General features: G+C 63.1%; 18 protein-coding genes. 10 read left to right on the top strand and 8 right to left on the bottom strand.

Features of this window, described 5'->3' with window-relative positions; translation table 11 throughout:
• Together HWX91_RS35130 and HWX91_RS35135 are read left to right on the top strand one after the other, a co-directional pair.
• Entirely contained in the window at positions 1-1326 is a 1326-nt protein-coding gene (locus HWX91_RS35130; RefSeq protein WP_221306907.1) for an SEL1-like repeat protein, read from the top strand.
• 7 nt (positions 1327-1333) lie between these two features.
• A complete protein-coding gene (locus HWX91_RS35135; protein ID WP_028200295.1) occupies positions 1334-1621 on the top strand; it encodes a PAAR domain-containing protein in 288 nt (95 codons plus the stop codon).
• A gap of 209 nt (positions 1622-1830) precedes the next feature.
• On the opposite strand, the gene HWX91_RS35140 is transcribed toward HWX91_RS35135, so the two are convergent.
• The 4 genes from HWX91_RS35140 to HWX91_RS35155 all read right to left on the bottom strand — a co-directional run bounded on the left by HWX91_RS35140 (position 1831) and on the right by HWX91_RS35155 (position 6756).
• Positions 1831-2514, bottom strand: coding sequence for a Fe2+-dependent dioxygenase (locus tag HWX91_RS35140; protein WP_028200294.1), 684 nt, complete (start codon positions 2512-2514; stop codon positions 1831-1833).
• Positions 2511-3257, bottom strand: coding sequence for a tetratricopeptide repeat protein (locus tag HWX91_RS35145; protein ID WP_028200293.1), 747 nt, complete (start codon positions 3255-3257; stop codon positions 2511-2513). Before HWX91_RS35145 ends, HWX91_RS35140 begins: the two co-directional genes overlap by 4 nt.
• Positions 3258-3267: 10 nt before the next feature.
• The gene (locus tag HWX91_RS35150; protein ID WP_028200292.1) at positions 3268-5517 is read right to left on the bottom strand and encodes a TonB-dependent receptor; all 2250 of its coding nucleotides are present in this window, start codon (positions 5515-5517) and stop codon (positions 3268-3270) included.
• Positions 5518-5844: 327 nt separating this feature from the next.
• Entirely contained in the window at positions 5845-6756 is a 912-nt protein-coding gene (locus HWX91_RS35155) for a LysR family transcriptional regulator (RefSeq protein ID WP_042277268.1), read from the bottom strand.
• A 90-nt stretch (positions 6757-6846) separates the two neighbouring features.
• Between HWX91_RS35155 and HWX91_RS35160 the strand changes: the two genes are divergently transcribed.
• The gene (locus HWX91_RS35160) at positions 6847-7935 is read left to right on the top strand and encodes a zinc-binding dehydrogenase (RefSeq protein WP_028200290.1); all 1089 of its coding nucleotides are present in this window, start codon (positions 6847-6849) and stop codon (positions 7933-7935) included.
• 119 nt (positions 7936-8054) lie between these two features.
• Here the strand turns inward: HWX91_RS35160 and HWX91_RS35165 are convergent, their stop codons facing one another.
• Entirely contained in the window at positions 8055-9347 is a 1293-nt protein-coding gene (locus tag HWX91_RS35165) for an aspartate carbamoyltransferase (RefSeq protein ID WP_025647588.1), read from the bottom strand.
• Positions 9348-9743: 396 nt separating this feature from the next.
• On the opposite strand from HWX91_RS35165, the gene dapA reads away from it, so the two are divergent.
• The 4 genes from dapA to HWX91_RS35185 all read left to right on the top strand — a co-directional run bounded on the left by dapA (position 9744) and on the right by HWX91_RS35185 (position 12896).
• Positions 9744-10658, top strand: coding sequence for a 4-hydroxy-tetrahydrodipicolinate synthase (gene dapA / locus HWX91_RS35170; protein WP_028200288.1), 915 nt, complete (start codon positions 9744-9746; stop codon positions 10656-10658).
• A gap of 267 nt (positions 10659-10925) precedes the next feature.
• Positions 10926-11915, top strand: coding sequence for a M23 family metallopeptidase (locus tag HWX91_RS35175; RefSeq protein WP_025647584.1), 990 nt, complete (start codon positions 10926-10928; stop codon positions 11913-11915).
• On the top strand, positions 11908-12294 hold the full coding sequence (locus HWX91_RS35180; protein WP_028200287.1) for a hypothetical protein: 387 nt from the start codon (positions 11908-11910) through the stop codon (positions 12292-12294). Before HWX91_RS35175 ends, HWX91_RS35180 begins: the two co-directional genes overlap by 8 nt.
• A 167-nt stretch (positions 12295-12461) precedes the next feature.
• The gene (locus HWX91_RS35185) at positions 12462-12896 is read left to right on the top strand and encodes a bactofilin family protein (protein WP_028200286.1); all 435 of its coding nucleotides are present in this window, start codon (positions 12462-12464) and stop codon (positions 12894-12896) included.
• Positions 12897-13028: 132 nt separating this feature from the next.
• On the opposite strand, the gene HWX91_RS35190 is transcribed toward HWX91_RS35185, so the two are convergent.
• The 3 genes from HWX91_RS35190 to HWX91_RS35200 all read right to left on the bottom strand — a co-directional run bounded on the left by HWX91_RS35190 (position 13029) and on the right by HWX91_RS35200 (position 16582).
• On the bottom strand, positions 13029-13835 hold the full coding sequence (locus HWX91_RS35190) for a hypothetical protein (protein WP_028200285.1): 807 nt from the start codon (positions 13833-13835) through the stop codon (positions 13029-13031).
• 122 nt (positions 13836-13957) lie between these two features.
• Positions 13958-16027 carry a putative bifunctional diguanylate cyclase/phosphodiesterase gene (locus tag HWX91_RS35195; protein ID WP_028200284.1) on the bottom strand — a complete coding sequence of 690 codons (2070 nt, stop codon included), beginning with the start codon at positions 16025-16027 and terminating at the stop codon, positions 13958-13960.
• A 141-nt stretch (positions 16028-16168) separates the two neighbouring features.
• The gene (locus tag HWX91_RS35200; protein ID WP_028200283.1) at positions 16169-16582 is read right to left on the bottom strand and encodes a rhodanese-like domain-containing protein; all 414 of its coding nucleotides are present in this window, start codon (positions 16580-16582) and stop codon (positions 16169-16171) included.
• A 122-nt stretch (positions 16583-16704) separates the two neighbouring features.
• On the opposite strand from HWX91_RS35200, the gene ftrA reads away from it, so the two are divergent.
• The 3 genes from ftrA to HWX91_RS35215 all read left to right on the top strand — a co-directional run bounded on the left by ftrA (position 16705) and on the right by HWX91_RS35215 (position 19929).
• Positions 16705-17670, top strand: coding sequence for a transcriptional regulator FtrA (gene ftrA, locus HWX91_RS35205; RefSeq protein ID WP_025527590.1), 966 nt, complete (start codon positions 16705-16707; stop codon positions 17668-17670).
• Between the two features lie 391 nt (positions 17671-18061).
• On the top strand, positions 18062-19006 hold the full coding sequence (locus HWX91_RS35210; RefSeq protein ID WP_028200282.1) for a hypothetical protein: 945 nt from the start codon (positions 18062-18064) through the stop codon (positions 19004-19006).
• Between the two features lie 155 nt (positions 19007-19161).
• Positions 19162-19929, top strand: a complete 768-nt coding sequence (locus HWX91_RS35215; protein WP_028200281.1) for a bestrophin-like domain — start codon at positions 19162-19164, stop codon at positions 19927-19929.
• The last annotated feature ends 1 nt before the right edge of the window (position 19930 follow it).

Consider the following 19930-nt stretch of genomic DNA (forward strand, 5'->3'; position numbering starts at 1 on the left):
ATGCATAGATCGCTCGTTGCATTGTCTGTTGTATGCCTGCTATCTGCCTGTTCGAAAAACGAGAATGCCATGGACCCGTTGCCTGACGTTAGCGCAGTACGCCTGAAACTTGCCTTCACGTGTACGCACGAAGCTGATCATCTGCCGCCGCTCGATCCCGAATCGGAAGAACTCTTTCAGTACGGACGATATCTTGAGAAGAAAGAGGGGCCGAAGGATTTCAACGACATCGCGCGTTACTATCGGATTGCAGCGGCGTATGGACATTACAAGGCGAACCACAATCTGCAAATCCTGATTTCATCTGGATCGGCGTCGTCACCCGATCCAGAAAAGGAAAGCGTTGATCTGGCTGAACAACTCATCAAAGCAGGTGTGCCGAGCGGCTACTACGATATCGGGCACTACCTGCTGAATGGCTACGGCGTCAAACGCGACGACGACGCGGCTAGGCGTTACATACGCAAAGCAGCAGATTTGGGAAATCCAGATGCGCAATACTATGTTGCGAATTTACTCAACCCCGCTGATGCAGCGCCGGACATTGCGCTACAAATGTTTCAATGTGCGTCTGCTCAAGGATACGCTGCCGCAGGTAACGATCTGGGCGTGGCTTTTCAACTCAATCGAAAGTTTGTCGAAGCGGCTGAGGCTTTTCAAAGTAGCGCCAAGGCGGGAAGTAGTCAGTCGGCGTTCCTACTCCAGTATGCCTTTGATGAGAAATCTGGAAAGAATGAGCTCTATGCGATCGACGTTAAGCCTGATGCAGAACGTACTCGCCGCTATGGCTTGATTGGCAAGTTCCTCGACAGCAACGACGGTCGCAACCCCAAGGTCCCGGACATCGACAAGATCGTTCCGCTGCCGCCCGCGAAACTCCCAGCGTGGGACGGTACGTTCCAGTGGCAAAAAGAGCAGGATGCAGCCGTGCCACCGAAAAAGCCATCTGACGAAACAATCGACCAGATGGCAAAGGCGAAGCACCTCGACCCGGCGACCGGTCTGCCGCTATCGGGTTTCTCGAACAAGACATCACAGGCCGACGAACCCTCGAAGGTCGCAGCCCGCGTACCGATTGGGACCCTCGCGAGCACGGGTGAAATTTGCCCCGAAGATGGTGTTTGGCACGCGAAGCTCGAAGCGGGGCAGATGGGGGATTCGCAGCGGCGGTTCCTCAAGGGCGTTACATTGCCCTCGCTGGTCGTGCATGAACCGCGCACGCTTGCATTCCTCGACCGCATGATGGGTACACGTCAGCAGGTTGCGACGGTGGCGTGGGAACTGGTCGCGTACATCGATCAGACGCGATGTTCCGATAACAGGTAGGCAAATTGTGAAGCGATATCTGATTCTCGACGGCGATCACACGACAGTATCCGGAACGGTTCGTGCACAGCCGACTGCGCTCTCGTTGAGTGGTCGGCATATCGCGCACGAGGGCGATGACGTTGTGTGTCCAGCGTGCAACTCAACGGGGAAGATCAAATGCGACGGCCAACGTCTGACGATGCCCGGACCAGACGGACGCCGCACGGCGCTGAGCGATGATCTGTGCATCTGTAAATGCGATCCACCGCCGAAGCTCGTCGCCTCGCAGCAGGCAATGTCCGTCGATGTGTAATCGCAATGGGTAACTATATCGGCGTTCGTGCGAGCAAAGCAACTTGCGCGGGACGCTTCGGCAACCGAGCAATGAGGTTTCACGCTGCGAATCACTGACTCTTTTCTTCGAGAACGCGTGCGCTGTGTAGTTCCCGTTTCGAAAATACAGACTCGGTGAAAATTTCCGGGCTAACCTCACACTTCTATCGCCGACGCCTGCATCGTCTGCTACGCATCAGCCCAGCGGCGCAGCAGATTGTGATAAATGCCGGTAAGACTCACCACTGTCGGATCGTTCGAACCCTTCTCGGCAGCGAGGCGCTGCACGTCGTTGTCGAGTTGAAACAGCATGGCGCGTTCGCCGTCATCGCGCACCATGCTCTGAATCCAGAAGAACGACGCGATCCGCACACCGCGCGTCACCGGGCTCACGTGATGCAGGCTCGAAGCGGGGTAGAGCACCATATCGCCCGCCGGCAGCTTCGCGCGATGCACACCATAGGTGTCTTCGATGCAGAGTTCGCCGCCGTCGTAAGTGTCCGGCTCGGCAAGAAAGAGCGTGGCCGACAGATCGCTGCGAATGCGGAAGTCGGTGCCACGTAGCTGGCGGATCGCGTTGTCCACATGCGTGCCGAAACCGTCGCCGCCTGCATAGCGGTTAAACAGCGGTGGAAATACTTTCAGCGGCAAAGCAGCGGAAAAGAACCGCGGATTGCGCCCGAGTGCGTCCTGAATCGCATCGCCCACCGCGCGCGCGACCGCGGAGCCTTCGGGCAATTGCTGGTTGCGCTTGGCCTGCGCCGACTGTTCGCCGGACGTCGCATTGCCGTCGATCCATTGCGCCGCGTCGAGAATTTCACGGCATTGCGCGACCTGTTGTTTGCTGAGTACGCCCTGCAGATGCAACATCATGCGTGCACCTCTTCATTGATCTCCTCAGCGAGGGCACGAAATGCAGCCACTGGCGAAGCGGCCAGCCATGCCCGCATTTTCTCGACGAACGCCGCCGTTGCCGTCATCGGCACGCGCCGCAACCATCCGAGTGCGGCGTCGATCTCGCCGCGCGTGGCCAGCAGCCGCGCATAGTTGAACTGGCCGCGAAAGTCGCCGCCCACCGCGGCGCGCCGGTAATAGTCGAGCGCGATGCCTGCGTCGGCATCGACGGCCCAGCCGTCTTCGTAAAAGCTGCCGATATAGTTGAGCGACTTCACGTGCCCTGTCTCGGCGGCGCGCCGGAACCACTGCAGCGCCTGCGCCCGGTCGCACTCCACACCATGGCCTAGCGCCAGCGCCGACGCGTAGTTGTACATACCCCAGTCGAGTCCCGCCTGGGCCGCGAGCCGATACCAGTACACGGCTACCGGCGCGCACGCGGCCGTTCCCCAACCGTGTTCGTAGCAGCGGCCCAGCATGTTCATCGCCATCGGATGATCCTGCCGGGCCGCGTGCCTGAACCACGTCAACGCTTCTTCGGCATTGCGTTCCACGCCGTGACCGTCGAGCAGATACTGGCCGTACACCGCCTGCGCTTCGACGATGCCGTTGTGCGCGGCAGCCGCTACCCACGCGGCGGCGTGGGCAGGCGGCCCGGAGAGGATCGCGGCGAGTTCGTCATGCGACACGCTCGCCAGCGCCTTCAGCGTCACCTGTTCCATCATGCGTTGCCTAGTAGTGCGCGTTGAGCGTCAGGAAGGCGGAACGGCCGGGTGCGATCGACGCGTAATGCGCCGGGTACGCCTGGTCGTAATACGTACGGTTGAAGATGTTCTGCACGTTCAATTGCAGATCGACCTTCTTGTTGATCCGGTACGTGGCCATGCCGTCGAAGCGCCAGTAAGAGGGCACCGCACGCAGATTCGCCGTGTCGCCGTACACCTGCGACATGTAGAACGCGCCGCCGCCGATCGTGAACTTCGGCAGCACGTCGTAGTTGGTCCACAGGCTGATGCTGTTCTTCGGCGTATTCGGGAACTGATGGCCGTTATCCGACGTGGTCTTGCCGTTGTCGCGCAACTGGCTCTTCATGTACGTGTAGCCGCCGAACACTTGCCACTTGTTGGTCAGCTTACCCGCTACGCCGAATTCGAAGCCTTGCACACGCTTGTTGCCGACCATCGCGTATTCGTTGTTCGGCAGCGTGACGCGGGCGTTGGTCGTATCGATCTGGAACAGCGCGCCGGTCAGCGAGAGCTGGTTGTTCAGCACATTCCACTTGGTGCCGAGTTCGATGCTGCGGTTTTTTTCCGGGGCGAGTTGATCCGCGTTCGCACCGACACCGCCGCGGCCCGGCGTCAGCGACTGCGTCTCGCTGCCCTGGCCGAGCAAGGCGCCGGCCGGCGTCGACGAGGTTGCAATCGACGCATAGATGCTGCCGTTGGACGCCGGTTTGAAGACTAGGCCGAACTGATAGTTGAACAGCGTGTCGTCGCGCGAGGTGCGCTTGCCGCCGTTGGCTACTGTATTGCGGAAATCGGTCGAATAATCGTCGACCCGCAAGCCGACGTTGGCCTGCCAGCGTTTGGTGAGTTCGATCGTATCGAACGCGTACAGCGATTTGGTGACGGTGCGCTGCTCGCTCGGATCGTTGGTCTGCTTGACCGAACCGGCCCACGGGTCGTTAGGATTCGGCGACCACAGGCTCGTGCAGTTGTAGCCCGACGCCGCGCCGATACCGTTGGTCCTGCAGATCGCACCGTTGGCGGCGGCCACGGTGTACGAATCGTTCACGCTGGTTTCACGCGACAGTTCGAGGCCGGTGGTGAAGCTGTGCTTCAGGAAGCCGGTCCTGAACTCGCCGAACAGTTCGGTCTGGTTCGCGAGGCTGTAGACGTCGCTGGCACGCGTGTTCGCGCGGCGCCACACCATGCCGTTGACGACGTTGCCCTGGCTGTCGTCCGGCTGCGTCCAGATGTAGTCCTGGGTGGACTTCGTATAACGCGTGGTGTTGCGGATCGTCAGGTTGCTGTTGATGTCGTGTTCGATACGCACCGTGCCGACGTCCGAAGTCGTCTTGCGGAAATCGCGGTCGATCAGGCCGTAAAAGTTGTGGCGGTCCACATTGGCCGGATAGATCGTGTCGACGTTGGCCGGTTTGTTGGTAGTTGTGTAGAAGTACGGAATACCGCTGTCGGGCAGGTCGTCGGTCGAGAGATGATAGTAGCTCGCCGTGACGCGGGTAGGCGTGCCGAGACCGTAGGTGAACGACGGCGCGATGCCCCAGCGTTCGTTATTGACCGCATCGCGGCCGGCCACGTCGTTGTTGTGGCTCATCACGTTCAGGCGGAACGCCGCATGATCGGCCATCTGCCAGTTGCCGTCCGCGGTGAAGCGGCGGTAGCGATCAGTGCCGAGGCCGACGCTGCCATCGGCGGAATTGCCCAGATGCGGGGTCTTGGTGATCAGGTTGATGCTGCCGCCCGCGCCGCCGCGGCCGCCGTAGGCGCCGTCCGAACCCTTGGTCACTTCAACGCTTTCGATGTTGAACACTTCACGGGTGGTCGCGCCGATGTCGCGCATGCCGTCGACGAAGGTGCTGCCCTGAGCGTCGTAGCCGCGAATGAAGGGCCGGTCGCCGAGCGGGTTGCCGCCTTCGCCGGCGCCGAAGGTGATGCCCGGCACCGTGCGCAACGCTTCGGTCAAAGTCGAGGCGCCCGTGCTCCTGATCAACTCCTGCGGAATCACGGTGACCGACTTCGGCGTATCGACCAGCGGCGCCGTGAATTTGACCGACGCCGAATGATCGGTCTTGAAGCCGTCATCCAGTTGACCTTGCACGGCAATCGGCGCGAACTGGTTTTCCTTGTCGGGCGGCGTGGTGCCGGGCGTGCCTTGCGCGAGGGCGGGACCTGCCGCCAGCATGCCGCACAGCGTCGTGCTGATTTTGCCGAGCTTCGGTTCGTCGGACCGCAACTTCATTTTTATCCCCGTTGTTGAGTGCAGGCGGCCGGGTAGAGAAGCTGTTCCTTACCCGGGCATGTCATGTTTATTACAAAGTGTTTTCGGCGTGCATTCTATGCAATCCGCTTGTAATTGAGAAGCGTTCTCAACATAAAATCTCGGGGTGCGGGGTGGCATGCGTGGGCCGGCAGATGGAATTGGCGGATCAATCGGGGAAAATGGAGGGGAAATGCGAGAATTTAGTGACTCTGCGCAGAGGTGAATTTGTTTCTGCGGCGCGATCGGTACGAGTAGCGGGCGATTGAGCCCTTCTGGCCAAAAGGGGCGGCGTACACACCCGGCGTCCTACTGCGCGGCGAGCTCAGCCAGCGTTTCCCGCAGCCACACGAGCGCCGGATCGGCCTGGTTGCGTGGATGCCACGCCGCATACAACGTGAAGCCGCGTGCGTCGAACGGCAGCGCAAAGGTATCGAGCCGATCGGCGTAGCGTGCCGCGAAGCGCGACGGCAGTGTCGACACATAGTCGGTTTTTGATAGCAGTTCCGGCACCAGCGTGAAGTGTTGGACCGACAGCGCGACGTGCCGCTCGCGGCCGAGTTCGTTGAGATGCTCGTCCATGAAACCGTGAAAGCTGCCGCCGCTGGTCGACACCAGCACGTGATCGAGTGTGCAGTAAGCGTCGAGATCGAGCGGAGCGGTGCCGCGCGGGTGTCCCTTGCGCTGCACGAATACGAAATGCTCGTCGTAGAGCTTGCGGGCTTTCATCGACGGCGGAATCATCCGGTCGGAACCGAGCAGCAGATCGATCTCGCCGTTCTCGAGTCGCGATGCGGTGATGGGCTGATCGCCCATCACGAACGCCACGCGCACGCCAGGCCCCGCGAGGGCGGGCAAGCGCTCCATCAGGCGCATGCCGAGCACCGCGGTGGCGTTGTCGTGCGCGGCGATCGCGAAGCGCCGCGTGTCGCTCAGTGGATCGAATGCGGACTGGTGGCGCACCACGGCTTCGAGATTTTTCAGCGCGGCATGCAGCGGCGTCATCAACTCCAGCGCCCGCGCCGTGCGTGTCATGCCACGGCCGGTTTCGGCGGGCAGCAACAGCGGATCGCCAAAGATCTGCCGCAAGCGCGCAAGCTGCGTGGAGACGGCCGGTTGGGTCAGATGCAGCCGCTCCGCCGCCCGCGTGACGTTCGACTCGGCAAGCAGCGCGTCGAGCGAAACCAGCAGGTTCAGATCGATGCCACGGAGATCAATCATGTTGATGGGTCACATATGAGTAATTGATTTCAAGAATACGTACCGCGCTTCTACAGTTCAAGCACCGAAACGAACTGAAGGACAACCAAGATGAAAGCCTGGATGCTCGATGAACCCGGCAAGGCGCTGGCCTTGCGTGAAGTGCCGCAACCGCAGCCGCGCCGTAATGCCGTGCTGGTGCGGATGGAGTCGGTGCCGCTGCTGAGTTACACGCGTGACTATGTGGAAGGGAAGTTGGGCTATGCGTGCCCGCCGGGGCCGTTTTCGCCCGGTACCAATGGTGTCGGCCGGATCGTCGCGGTCGGCGAGGGTGTGGTGGCATTCCGCGCGGGCCAACGGGTCGCCGTGAATCCGTACCTGATTGCCGATGAAACGGTGCGCGAACCCGCACAGGCGCTACTGGGGCTCACCGCCATCAGCGCCGACAGCGGCGCGTTGATGGCTGACTTTCCGCACGGCACGTTGCGCGAACTGGCCGAATTCCCGGCCTCGACCGTCGTCGCGCTGGATGGTCTGGATCAGATCGACGCCGCCCGTCTTGCGGTGCTGGGCAAATTCGCGGTGCCGTTCGGCGGCCTGAGGCGCGGCCGGCTATCGGCGGGCGAGACGGTGGCGGTCAACGGCGCGAGCGGTTACTTCGGCTCGGCGGCCGTGATCGCGGCGCTGGCGCTCGGCGCGAGCAAGGTGGTCGCCCTAGGCCGTCGGCTGGAGCCGCTGCAAGCGCTGGTCGAGCAAGGCCGCGGGCGTGTGGTGCCCGTCGTACTGACCGGCGACGTCGCGCAAGACACGGCGGCGATTTGTGCCGCCAGCGGTGGCGGCGTGGACCTCGGCTTCGATATGGTCGGCCACGCGACCGATGCGAACGCAACGCTCGCCACATTGCGCAGCCTGCGCCGCGGCGGCCGGCTCGTGCTGATGGGCAGCATGCAAGTGGATTTGCCGATTACGTACCGGGAGATGTTGCAGAACAACTGGGAGTTGATCGGCCAATTCATGTACACGCGCGCTGACTATCTCGCGTTGATTTCGATGGTCGCATCCGGCCAGATCGCACTCGATGCGGTCGAGTTGAAGTCGTACCCGTTTGCCGAGCTGGAGGCGGCAATCGACGCGGCCGGCCGTATGTCCGGCTTGCAATGCACGGTGGTGGACGGCAAGTCGCAGCACGCGTGGGGTTGAGCGTGTAACGACCCGCTCGGCCTGATCGGACCTGCTTGCGGCAGCGTAAAAAAAAGCGGCGTTGCTGGTTCACAGCAAGGCCGCTTTGCATCGGACGGTCTCAGTCGATCGGCAGGCGATCAATCGATGCCGTGAAACACCGCGTCGTCCGGACCGAGGTAAGCGGGCGGGCGCCACGCGGCGTCGCGCATCGAATGCTGGACCAGCTTTTCGACGCCCAGCAGTACCGCGAAAATCGCCATCCGCACGGGAATGCCATTATCGGTCTGCCGGAAAATCGCCAGCCGCGGATCGTGATTCAGGTCGACGCTCAGATCGTTCGCGCCCGGCCGGCTGTCGCGCGGCAGCGGGTGCATGATCAACGTGTCGGCACCGCATACGCTGTCCATCAGCGCCTGATTGATCTGGAAATCCGGCGTGTAGCCTTCGAACGATTCGTCGGTGAAGCGCTCTTTCTGAATGCGCGTGGCGTACACCACGTCGGCGCCGCGCAGGCCGGCGGTCAGATCGTGAGTCTGCTCGATCACATGATCGTTGCGTGAAATCTGCTCGATGATGTAGCTCGGCATTTCGAGCATGGGCGGCGAGATCAGCGTGAACTTGATGCCGCGATAGAGCGCCAGCAGCTTGACCAGCGAATGCACCGTGCGGCCGTATTTCAGATCGCCGACCAGCGCGATATGCGCCCCGTCGACAATCTTGCCCAGGCGCGAGAACTCGCGCTGGATCGTGTACAGGTCGAGCAGAGCCTGGCTCGGATGCTCGCCGGGGCCGTCGCCGCCGTTGATCACCGGCACGTTGGTGGCGCGCGCGAATTCGGCCACCGAGCCTTGCTCCGGATGACGGATCACCAGCGCATCCACGTAGCCGCTCATCACGCGGCTGGTGTCGTAAATCGACTCGCCCTTGGCCATCGACGAAAACGTGAAGCCGGTGGTGTCGCACACTGAGCCGCCGAGCCGGCAGAACGCCGCGCCGAAGCTCACGCGGGTCCGGGTGCTGGCCTCGAAAAACAGATTGCCGAGTACCGCGCCTTCGAGCACGCGCGAGATTTTACGGCGCCGTGCGATCGGCTGCATGATGTCGGCGACGCGAAACAGCGCTTCGACCGAGTCGCGCGAGAATTGATCGACGGACAGCAGTTGCGGTTTGCCCTCGAACAGCATCTGGCTGGCAAGCGACTGCGAGTCTACGCTTTGCGTATGCTTTTCGCCTGGTTCGCCATGCACCACGATTTCCGACACGAAACGCTCCACGATCTCCGGCATGGCGCGCGATTCCTGCGAATCGTCCGGCAGCAGCCACGTGTCGAGTGCGCGGCGCGACACGCCGATACGGCTCGCGAACGCTTCGCGGGTCATGTTCATGCGACGCATCGCGTCGCGTAGGAAGGCTTGTTGTGGGACGCTCATGCGGGCACCTGTCGGGAAAGGGCTGCGTATCGGCTATGTACGCGGTGCGTATATTAGTTTCCCTGTTGCAGAAGTCAAGCAATTTTGCGAGTTTGGCCGGCCCGCTTTGCCAACTCGCGCCGGACGCGGTTAAACTGCGTGTCATGCATTCCGGCCAAACGTTCCGACCCTGCTCGTCAACCGCCGCACGTCTCGCTTCTGCGAGCGTCGTGGCCGCACGCGCGAATCTCGAGAACGTCAACGCCAAAGCCAAAAAACAGCCGCTCATCTGACCGGAGCCGCTGTTCCGTCAGATGTTGCGACGGAACAGCCGGTCAACGCCCCCTGCGGCATTCCCTGTTTTTCCTCCCTCGCACCGCTGATCGGAATCGATACGGTCGTCATCGAGGTAAAAACATGTCTATTTTTTCGGGTATCTGGGTTCCGCTCATCACGCCATTCGCCGACGGCGAGGTGGATCACGCCGCGCTGCGCGCGCTGGTGCGCCGCTATGCCGACGCGGGCATTGCCGGGCTGGTCGCACTCGGCACGACCGGCGAGCCAGCCGCGCTCGACGACGCCGAGCAGCACGCCGTGCTGGCGACGATTCTCGACGAAGCGCAGACCGCCGGCCAAGGCGCGAACGCGCGAGCGCTGCCCGTGCTGGTCGGCGTGTCGGGCAATCACACGGCGAGCATGCAGGCGCGCATCGGGCAACTGAACGCATTGCCGATCGCCGGCGTGCTGATAGCCGCGCCGTACTACATCCGGCCTTCGCAGGCGGGCATCGTCGGGCATTTCATGGCGCTTGCCGAGGCGAGCGAGAAGCCTGTCGTGCTGTACGACATTCCCTATCGAACCGGTGTGCGGCTCGAACTCGACACGCTCCTGACGCTGGCCGCGCATCCACGAATTCAGGCGGTGAAGGATTGCGCCGGTTCGCTCGACACCACGCTCGCGCTGATTCGCGATGGCCGCCTGCAGGTGCTGACCGGCGAGGACATCAATCTGTTCAACACCCTGTGCCTGGGCGGCAGCGGGGCGATCGCGGCTTCCGCGCATCTGCGGCCGGAGCGGTTCGTCGCGCTGTATCGTGCGTTATCGGCGGGCCGCCTCGACGAAGGGCGGCGTATTTTTCATGAGCTCGCGCCATTGATCCAGGCGCTGTTTGCCGAGCCGAACCCGGCGCCGGTGAAGGCGCTGCTTGCAGCGCAAGGCCTGATACGCGACGGCTTGCGCATGCCGATGACGCGTGCCAGCGATGCGCTGGTTGCACGGCTGTGTGAGCTGGACAGGTTTGATCGGAACGAGCCGCGTCTGGCGGCACGGTGAGCATGAGCGCGGACTCGTCAACTGCCCTTTGTATTTGAGATGATGGTTCGTGATGCCAGGCGATAATCGGCCCCCTTTGTCCATTATCGCAACCGGTAAGTTGTCCGGTTGATGTCGCATGCAGTCAGTCCCGTTCGCCGATTTCCCGTCTCGTTTTTGCCTGTTCAACACGCGTGGCGCGTTCAACACACCGCGCGTGTTGAACGCGTCCTGCGTCGCCCGTACGCTGCCTTGCGCGCGCCTTATGGCGCGTGCCGGGAGCTGCTGATGTCCTCCATGTTTGGCGCCGGCCGCAGGTTTTCCAGCGGGCCGGTCAGTTTCGTGACGCGCCGCACCGTGCTGACCATCGTGGTTGCGACCGCGTTCGGCGCGGCGGCGCTGGCGCTCGCCGCAGGCATCGCGATCGGCATGCATTGGCCGGCACACGACGCCGCCGGCGAGCAAGTGGCGAACCGTGTCGAGCACGACTATGCGATTGATCAGCTCGGCAAGCTGAACGCGTCCGTGGCGCAGATCGAACCGCGCATCGCGCGCCTGACGCTGCAGGTCGACGCGTTGCGCGATTTCGAAACACGTCTGAATACACCGCGGCCGGCGCCGCGCGCACCGGCTACTTCAGCTACCCCGGCCATCCCGGCAACCCCGGGCGCCGCCTCCGAACCCGACCTGTCCGCAACCGACGGCGAGGGCGGTCCGTCTTTACCGCCGCGCCGCTGTACGGATGTCATGCCGCAAGCGGCCGGTCATGCCGATGCCGCGCGCACCCGGCAACAACTGGATTGCATCGCGGCGACGCTGTCCGCGCTCGAGCAGCAGACCGCCGACCACGCGATCGCCTACGCCGCCTTCCCCGGCCGCATGCCCGCCGACGGCGCGCGCTTCGGCTCACCGTTCGGCAACCGCACCGATCCGTTCACCCATCGTTTGAGTTTTCATCCGGGCGTCGACCTGGTCGCCAGAACCGGTACGCCGATTCTCGCGGCAGCAGGCGGCCGGGTCATCTTCGCCGGTGAGAAATCGGGCTATGGCAACTGCGTCGAAATCGATCACGGCAACGGCCTCGTGACCCGTTACGGCCACGCGTCGCGCATCGTTGCGCATGTCGGCGATCTGGTGCTGCCGCGCCAGTATGTCGCCGACGTCGGTTCCACCGGCCGCTCCACCGGGCCGCATCTGCATTTCGAAGTACTGGTCAACGGCGCGCCGGTCAACCCGGCCGCTTACCTTGCGCTGTTCGCGCCCCCGCCCCATGGTTGAGCGACGCCTCTCCCGCGATGCGGGCCGTCTGACGCAGCGCGCCTACACGTTGCAACCCGCACGCTCGCCGGGTTTTCGCGCGGCCCTGTGGGTTTTGGTGTGCGCGCTCAGCGCGGCTGGCGGCGCGGCGGCCGTTGTGGCTTGGCACGCGCAGCGCGCCGGCACACCGGCGCTTCAATGCACTGCGGCGCCCGCGGATGAAGGCAGCGAACAGAGGGAGCTAGCCCGCGCGCGGCTTGCGTTGGCGCAGGAATCGGCGGCGCGCGCCGCGGTGCAGAAAACCGCGGATGGCGCCGCCGCCGATGTCGCGAGATTGAATGCCGAACTGCAGTTTCTGCGCGGCCAGAGCAAAGCGAAGCCATCCGAGCCGCGCCGCTGACTGACGGGTATGCGGCGCAACACCCCGATGACCCGGCAAGCGGATGACCCGGCAACCGGGCAGGAACAATCAGGCAACAACAACGAGGCAACAACCAGCCAACAACACCCCGGATCGTCGCCCGGACGGCATCGCGCGACGAACATTTTCATTTTCACGAGGTATTTATGTTCAGCAAGAAAAAGCACGCGGGTATCCAGCAGACGAAGCTCGCCACACTCATCGCCCATGACGTGCGGATCACGGGCGACCTCCTGTTCAGCGACGGCCTGCGCATGGACGGCCACGTGACCGGCAACGTCAGCGGCGAGCCGGGTGCGCAGACGCTGCTGGTATTGAGCGAGCGCGGCTCGATCGAGGGCAACGTGCATGGCTATGACGTGGTGGTCAACGGCCGGATAATCGGCGACGTGATCGCCGATCACTTTGTCGAGTTGCAAAGCGGCGCGCACGTGACCGGCAACATCTACTACCAGCAGTTGCGGATGGATTGCGGCGCCTCGGTGGACGGCAAGCTGGCGAGGCGTGAAGCTGTACAGATTGCGACGCCGATGCTCGTCGAAGTGGCCGATAGCGCGCGAGAGGAACGCAAGGCCGGTTAATCCGTTAATGAGCGATCAATGAGTGGCTAATGCGCGACCAATTAGCGCTTAACGAGCGCCTGACCGGCGGCTAAAGTCATAAACGGGCCAATGCGCCGCCAACAGGGGTTCGCAAGCGGCCCGCGCGCCGCGTCAAATCGCTCCCGGCAGTGACTGGCGTTGCGTGGACGTGTCGTGACCGAGCACGTCGCCGCGTGGCAGCCGCGAATCGCGCAGAGCCCGCATTTGCCGTGCTCCGGCGAGATGTTCCAGCGCGCCGCGGTCGAGCGTGGCGAGCATGTCGCGTTCGGTGACCAACTGGCGCAAGGCCAGCACGATCAAGCCGACGGTCAACAGCAGATCGCCTGCAAACACCACCGCGTACAGCGCCGAGGTGGTGCGAGGATTGCCGTAGAACAGTGTCATATTGGCCCGGTCCAGCAGGACCAGCAGGAGCGGCACGATGACATTGAGCATCGCGATGATGCTGCCCACGACCACCAGCACACGTGCCGGCCCGAGATGCGGACGGCGCCGGCGGCACACTTCATACAGCGTCGCCGCGCGACACGGCAGAAAAAACAGCGCCAGCAGCAAGGCGCGGGCGCCCAGCGGCGCGTTCAATGCCAGCATGCTCCCATGCAGCACGGCAAACACGGCCGTGACGGCAAGGCCGGTGCGCCACCGCGGCGCGGCGCCGAACAGATCGCGCGTGCCCGACCAGATCAGAATGCGGCTTAGCAACGCCAGCGTCGCGGTGGCCAGCATCAGCAGGTCATTGGGCCAGATCTTATGCAACGCGAACGATGCCGTGGCGGTGGCAAGCAGATAAAAGCCGATGGCCCAGAAGCGGAAGGCGCCGACCTGCGCGAACATGCGCGAAAGCGCCGTCGTGATCAGGGCGCTGCACAGAAACAGAATCAGCCATACCGTTTGGAACGTCGCTACGTCAATTTTCATGAAATCTCCAGCCGCCAATCTGTCTGTTCCTGCTTATCGGTAAAACGGGGTCGCGCAGCGAGGGACACGGCGACGGACACCCTCGTGGCGCACCCCTGCGCGTTTCGAGTGGATCCGGATGCTCATGCCGCCATCATCCTCTCACGGAGCAGTTCACTGAAATCGTCGGCGCTAAGCGGCTTGCCTAGCAGGAAGCCTTGCATCTCGTCGCACATCATTGATTTGAGCTTGTCGAGCTGCGATTCGGTCTCGACGCCTTCCGCCACGACGTCCATCTCCAGCGAGTGCGCGAGCGCAATGATTGCGGAGACGATCGCGCTGCCTTCCGGTCCGTGCTCGTCGAGGCCGTTGGTGAAGAAGCGGTCGATTTTCAGTTGCTTGACGCGAAAGCGCTGCAGGTAAGCGAGGCTGGAATAGCCGGTGCCGAAATCGTCGATGGCGATTTCAAAGCCGCTTGCCTGAAACTCGCGGATCATTTCGATGGTTTTAGGCGCGTCCTGCATCGCGACGGATTCGGTGATTTCGAACATGATCTGTCCGCATTGCACGCCTTCCTCCTTGACGATCTCGAGCATCGTTGGGACGAGGTTCGGTTGCGACAACTGGCGTGGCGACAGATTGATCGCCACTTTCATCGACGGCAGGCCTTGCGCGACCCAGCGGCGAATCTGCCGGCAGGTTTCACGCATGACCCAGTAGCCGATCTGTACGATCTGGCCGGAGCGCTCGGCAATCGGCACGAACTCGAGCGGCGCCAGCGCGCCAAGCTGCGGATGATTCAGGCGGATCAGCGCTTCGGCGCCCGCCAGCGAGTCGCCGCTGCCATGGAACTTCGGCTGGAAGTGCAGCGAGAAATGTCCGGCGGTGAGCGCTTCATGCAGCGCACTCTGAATTTGCAGCGTACGCGTCGCGGCTTCGTTCATGCTTTGTTCGAAGAAGCGATAGGTGCTGCGGCCCGCGCGCTTGGCTTCGTACATGGCCGCGTCGGCATGTTTGAGCAGCGTGTCGACGCTGTCGCCGTCGTGCGGATAGAGCGCGATGCCGATGCTCGGCATCACCTGCAGCGGCTGCGAGTCGGTCCAGATGCCACGGCGCATCCGGTCGAGCACGCCTTCGGCGATCGTGCCGGCATCTTCGCGTGAATCCAGATTTTCGGACAGCACGACGAACTCGTCGCCGCCCAGACGCGCGACGGTGTCGCTCGCACGCACGCACAGCAGAAGACGCTGGGCGAACGCGGACAGCACTTCGTCGCCGGCCGAGTGGCCGAGCGAATCGTTAATGGTCTTGAAGCCGTCGAGATCCATGAACAGGATGGCGAACAGCGAACGCTGCCGGCGCGCAACATGGATCGCGTGTTGGATGCGGTCGGTGAGCGTGCTGCGGTTGGGCAGGCCGGTCAGCGTGTCGAGCGTGGCAAGCCGCACGATCTGACCGTTCAGTTTCGATACCGAGCCGATCAGGAAGCTGGTGCGCGCATCGAAACGCGACAACATCAGCGTCACGATCAGAATCGCAAATGTGAACAGGATCACCGAGGTCGCCAGCCATTCCGCGTTCACGCCCTTAGCCGCGCCGCACACGGCGCCGGGCAGAAACTCGGCGGCCGCCATGCCGGTGTAATGCATGCCGCTGATTGCCACGCCCATCACCAGCGCGGCGCCGAAACGTTTGCGCACGACGTGGCGTTCGTCGTCGTTACTGAGTGCGCGCGCCATCCATAGCGCGGCGGTCGAGGCGCCGATCGCGATCACCAGCGAAGCGGCGAACCAGGCCGGGCGGTAATGGATGCCCGGCGCCATCTGCATGGCGGCCATGCCGGTGTAGTGCATGCCGGCAATGCCGAAGCCCATCAGCACGCCGCCGGCTACGAGCCGAAGCGGGGTAAGCCGTGTCTGGGTCGTCACAACCAGTGCCAGATACGAGACGCCGATCGCGAGGCCGAGCGAAAAAGCGGTCGTCGCGAAGTCGTAGCCAAGCGGGATCGGCAGCGAAAAGGCGAGCATCGCGATGAAGTGCATCGACCAGATCCCGACACCGAGCGCCGCGGCGCCGCCCAGACGCCACGCGCGACGCAGACGTACCGATGCCAGCATGAAGATGCGGCCTGTCAAATCGAGCGCCGTATAGGACGCTAGCGCCGCGACGAGGAACGAGATTGCAACCAGCCAAAAATTGTATGAGCTCTGCATGTTAAGTCCAACCGCGAAAGGGAAGCGGCTGAACCTGTTATCGACAGTTCGCGGCGTTTATTTAATTAATTTTCAATATGTTAGCGATAGGGCTCGATCACGCCTGGTCTGGCTGCGGCCTGGCGGTAATTGGACCGTTCTTCAAGCCAGGGTGAACCCCTCGTCGAGCCAGCCTGTGACGCCGCCGATCATCAATTTGACGGGCCGTCCCAGTTGCGCGAGACGCAGCGCGCCGCGTGCGGCGCCGTTGCAGTGCGGACCCGCGCAGTAGGTGACGAAGAGCGTGTCCGGCGGGTAGGCCGCGAGCTTCGACGCCACGATTTTGCCGTGCGGCAGGTTCAGCGCGCCCGGCACGTGGCCTTGTTCGAACAGCGCCGGGCTACGCACGTCGAGCAGCACGAAGCCGGGCGTGCCGCTCGCTAGTGCCGTGCTGACGTCGGCGCAATCGGTTTCGAATTGCAGCGACGCCTGGAAGTGAGCGACGGCGGCGGCGCTATCGGCAGCGGCGATAGCGGTGACGGGGTTGGTGGAGGGGGCCGCGGTGTGATCAGGCATGGCTAGGTTCCGGTAGAGAGTGAGCGTGAAGGCATCGCGAGGCGATTCAGGAGCCTTCATTGTCGCGGTACCCGAGCTGCCGGATAAGTGGCGTAATCGTCAATCTTCGGTAACATCACGCCATGCAAAATCATCTCGTTGTTGCACTGGCTTACGACCGGCTCTGTACGTTCGAATTCGGCTGCGTGACCGAACTGTTCGCGCTCGAACGTCCCGAGCTCGGCGTGGACTGGTATCGCTTTGCGGTATGTGCGAGTGAGCCTGGTCCGATTCGCGCCGCCGGCGGCATTACCGTTACCGCGCCGTACACGCTCAAGCTGCTGGATCGCGCCAACACGATTGTGGTTCCCGGCTGGCGCGATGCCGGCGAACTGCCGCCCGAGCCGCTGCTAAAGAAAATTCGCGCCGCTCACGAGCGCGGCGCACGCCTTTGTTCGATTTGCTCCGGCGTATTCGTGCTGGCCGCCGCGGGCGTGCTCGACGGTAAAACCGTGACGACCCATTGGCGCTACGCCGACACCTTGCAGCAGCGTTATCCGCAACTGCGTGTGCAGCCGGACGCGTTATATGTCGACGAAGGACAGATCATCACCTCGGCGGGATCGGCGGCAGGGCTCGACATGCTGCTGCATCTGGTGCGGCGCGACCACGGCAGCGCGGTCGCCAACCGGGTCGCGCAGCGCCTCGTGGTGCCGCCGCATCGCGAGGGCGGTCAGGCGCAGTTCGTGCCGCGGCCGATGCCGCAGGATGAAGGCGGCCGCCTCGCGAAACTGATGGACTGGGTGCGCCGTCATCCGGCTTTGCCGCACACCTTGCAGTCGCTGGCCGAACGGGCGGCGATGAGTCCGCGCACGCTGCAGCGGCAGTTTCACGACGCCACCGGCATGGCGCCCTACGAATGGCTGGTGCGTGAACGCGTGGCGATCGCGCGGGAACTGCTTGAGGCATCCACGCCGTTGCCCATGACGCGCGTTGCGGAACTCGCGGGCTTCGGCTCTGAGGAATCACTGCGACGGCACTTTCGCCGTATCGCATTGACGAGCCCAGGCGCGTATCGTAAGAAATTCGGCGTGCAAGCCGAGGCATAGGGCGGCTTGCAAACGGGCCGGTAGACGTAGGTCACGTCCGTGTTGCCGTTCTCGTGTGCGCGTGCCGTTTCAAACACGCGCTTGCCGATGTGAAAAATCATCCGGGGTGCATGCATGGCAAGCGCTTCGATGCGCGCCGCATGAGATATCGAATGCGCGTCATGCTGGCTTCCGCGCGAGCTCAAACGTCACGAAGCGCCATAAGCCGGGCGTTGCCGCTGGTTCGCGTGATTGAGCACACGCTTCGGCCGCGTGCGAGGGTTCGCGCAATCGCCGGTTTTCTGTCAGCATCACGGCCAGCGTCCGTGGCAACCCACCTCCAGCGTGTGGCGCATACGGCTGCTTGAAGTGCGTCTTTGAAACGCGTCGTCGCCACCGTCCTCTCTTGCTCATGAACGTCAAAATCACCGTCGCTGCTGCTGCCGTTGTCGTCACTGCTGCCGTTGCTGTGCTTGCGCCCGCGCTTGCCGCGGCGCAAACGCAAGCCACCGCGTCGCGCGCCGAACTCTATCGGCGCAACCTGCTGGCGGGCAAAGACGTGCCGTGCCGCACGAACGCGTCATGCGCGGCGTTGGGCGTGGCCGCGCTCGAAGCCGGGCACGTCAAGGAGGCGCGAACGCTGGTCGAGATGGAAGCCGCGCTCGCAGAAGCCACCGCCCTGCAGGCCGACGAGGAGAACTCGCCGAAAGCCACCAGTTCGGCGCGGGCCCGCGTGGCGATGGCGCTGGTCCATCAGGGCGACGTGCAATTGAAGCTGGGTGCGCTGCCCGATGCACGCGCCTACTACCGGACCGCGGTGAGTCGTGGCGGCGAGTACCCTGACGATGCGCTGCTCGGTCGCGCCGTCGCGGCCGCGCGTCAGCGCCTCGAGTCGATCGCCGGCAAAGCCGTGGTGAACGGGGTGCCGCCAAACGGCGCGCACTTCGTCAGCTATATGTTTTTCGGCGCGTGGAACAGTATCGAGATCAAGCCGGTGAAAGGACGGCACGGCATCTACCGGATCGACGGCGACTTCATGTATCCCACGGTGGGTGCCGACGGTCAGCCCAGCGCGAACATGGGCAATCTGTCGGCCTACGTGCGTTTTTACGACGGTGTGGCGCGCGTGCCCGTGGCCGATGGCGCTGGCGATGCGCCGCTCGACGCCACCGCGAGAATCACCAACCTCGCGGCTTATGACAAACCCGCTAACAAAGCGGCGGACAAATGCCTGATCGAGTTCAGGCTTTCCGCACCGGAGACGCTTGATGTAGAGACGCATGGCTCGCCGATGGAATGCGGTTTCGGCTTCAATGTCAGTGCGAACGGACGTTACTATCTGATGACAGGCTCCTGACGGTTCGCATGCTGCCGGCGGCCAGGCGCGAGTGCGGCGTTGCGCGCCGGCTTCCCGATCCGCATCGCGTCTCTTATGATGCAATGGCTGTGCCCGTTTAACCGTTGTCCACAGCGTTCCCGCCAACGAAACTCTGATAAGAATAACGTTCGTCCATGCATACCCTCTTCGACTATCCCGCACTCGTGTTCATCATTTCGTTCGTCGCGATGTGGTTGTCGGCGCGCGTCGGCGCGTCGGTGCTACGCAGATTCAGAAAGATCGACGAAGATGCACGCGACGACTTCAGCGTGATTCAGGCCGCTACGCTAACCTTGCTCGCGCTGATTATCGGTTTCACTTTTTCGATGGCGGTAGGCCGCTACGATCAACGCAAAAACTACGAGGAAGAAGAGGCGAACGCAATCGGCACTGAATACGTTCGTGCCGATCTGTTGCCCGCCGCCGAGGCGGCGACCGTGCGAGGCTTGCTGAAGACTTATCTGGACCAGCGGGTGCTGTTCTACACTACCCGCGACGCCGACGAACTCGCCCAGGTCAACGCCGATACGTCACGCCTGCAAAACGCAATGTGGGCCGCGGTGAAGAACGCCGCCACGGCGCAGCCCACGCCGGTGGCGGCGCTAGCTGTCTCCGGCATGAACGACGTGCTCAACACGCAGGGTTATACGCAGGCGGCGTGGTGGAACCGCATTCCCGTCGCGGCGTGGACGCTGATGGTGCTGATCGGCGTGTGCGCCAACGTACTGGTCGGCTATGGCGCGCGCGGTCTGAAAGCGGGCGCCGGCTTGTTGCTGATCGTGCCGCTGATCGTATCGCTGTCGTTCATGCTGGTCGCCGATATCGACAGTCCGCGCGGTGGCGTGATTCGCGTGAAGCCGCTCAATCTCCATGCGCTCGTGGACTCGATCCGCTCGAATTGAG

Source organism: Paraburkholderia fungorum, from assembly GCF_902833645.1.
GTDB classification, from domain to species: domain Bacteria; phylum Pseudomonadota; class Gammaproteobacteria; order Burkholderiales; family Burkholderiaceae; genus Paraburkholderia; species Paraburkholderia fungorum.

Coding starts and splice junctions, on each gene's coding strand:
- HWX91_RS35130 (WP_221306907.1), top strand. CDS start 1: ATGCATAGATCGCTCGTTGCATTGTCTGTTGTATGCCTGCTATCTGCC.
- HWX91_RS35140 (WP_028200294.1), bottom strand. CDS start 2,514: ATGATGTTGCATCTGCAGGGCGTACTCAGCAAACAACAGGTCGCGCAA.
- HWX91_RS35145 (WP_028200293.1), bottom strand. CDS start 3,257: ATGGAACAGGTGACGCTGAAGGCGCTGGCGAGCGTGTCGCATGACGAA.
- HWX91_RS35150 (WP_028200292.1), bottom strand. CDS start 5,517: ATGAAGTTGCGGTCCGACGAACCGAAGCTCGGCAAAATCAGCACGACG.
- HWX91_RS35155 (WP_042277268.1), bottom strand. CDS start 6,756: ATGATTGATCTCCGTGGCATCGATCTGAACCTGCTGGTTTCGCTCGAC.
- HWX91_RS35160 (WP_028200290.1), top strand. CDS start 6,847: ATGAAAGCCTGGATGCTCGATGAACCCGGCAAGGCGCTGGCCTTGCGT.
- HWX91_RS35165 (WP_025647588.1), bottom strand. CDS start 9,347: ATGAGCGTCCCACAACAAGCCTTCCTACGCGACGCGATGCGTCGCATG.
- dapA (WP_028200288.1), top strand. CDS start 9,744: ATGTCTATTTTTTCGGGTATCTGGGTTCCGCTCATCACGCCATTCGCC.
- HWX91_RS35175 (WP_025647584.1), top strand. CDS start 10,926: ATGTCCTCCATGTTTGGCGCCGGCCGCAGGTTTTCCAGCGGGCCGGTC.
- HWX91_RS35180 (WP_028200287.1), top strand. CDS start 11,908: ATGGTTGAGCGACGCCTCTCCCGCGATGCGGGCCGTCTGACGCAGCGC.
- HWX91_RS35185 (WP_028200286.1), top strand. CDS start 12,462: ATGTTCAGCAAGAAAAAGCACGCGGGTATCCAGCAGACGAAGCTCGCC.
- HWX91_RS35190 (WP_028200285.1), bottom strand. CDS start 13,835: ATGAAAATTGACGTAGCGACGTTCCAAACGGTATGGCTGATTCTGTTT.
- HWX91_RS35195 (WP_028200284.1), bottom strand. CDS start 16,027: ATGCAGAGCTCATACAATTTTTGGCTGGTTGCAATCTCGTTCCTCGTC.
- HWX91_RS35200 (WP_028200283.1), bottom strand. CDS start 16,582: ATGCCTGATCACACCGCGGCCCCCTCCACCAACCCCGTCACCGCTATC.
- ftrA (WP_025527590.1), top strand. CDS start 16,705: ATGCAAAATCATCTCGTTGTTGCACTGGCTTACGACCGGCTCTGTACG.
- HWX91_RS35210 (WP_028200282.1), top strand. CDS start 18,062: ATGAACGTCAAAATCACCGTCGCTGCTGCTGCCGTTGTCGTCACTGCT.
- HWX91_RS35215 (WP_028200281.1), top strand. CDS start 19,162: ATGCATACCCTCTTCGACTATCCCGCACTCGTGTTCATCATTTCGTTC.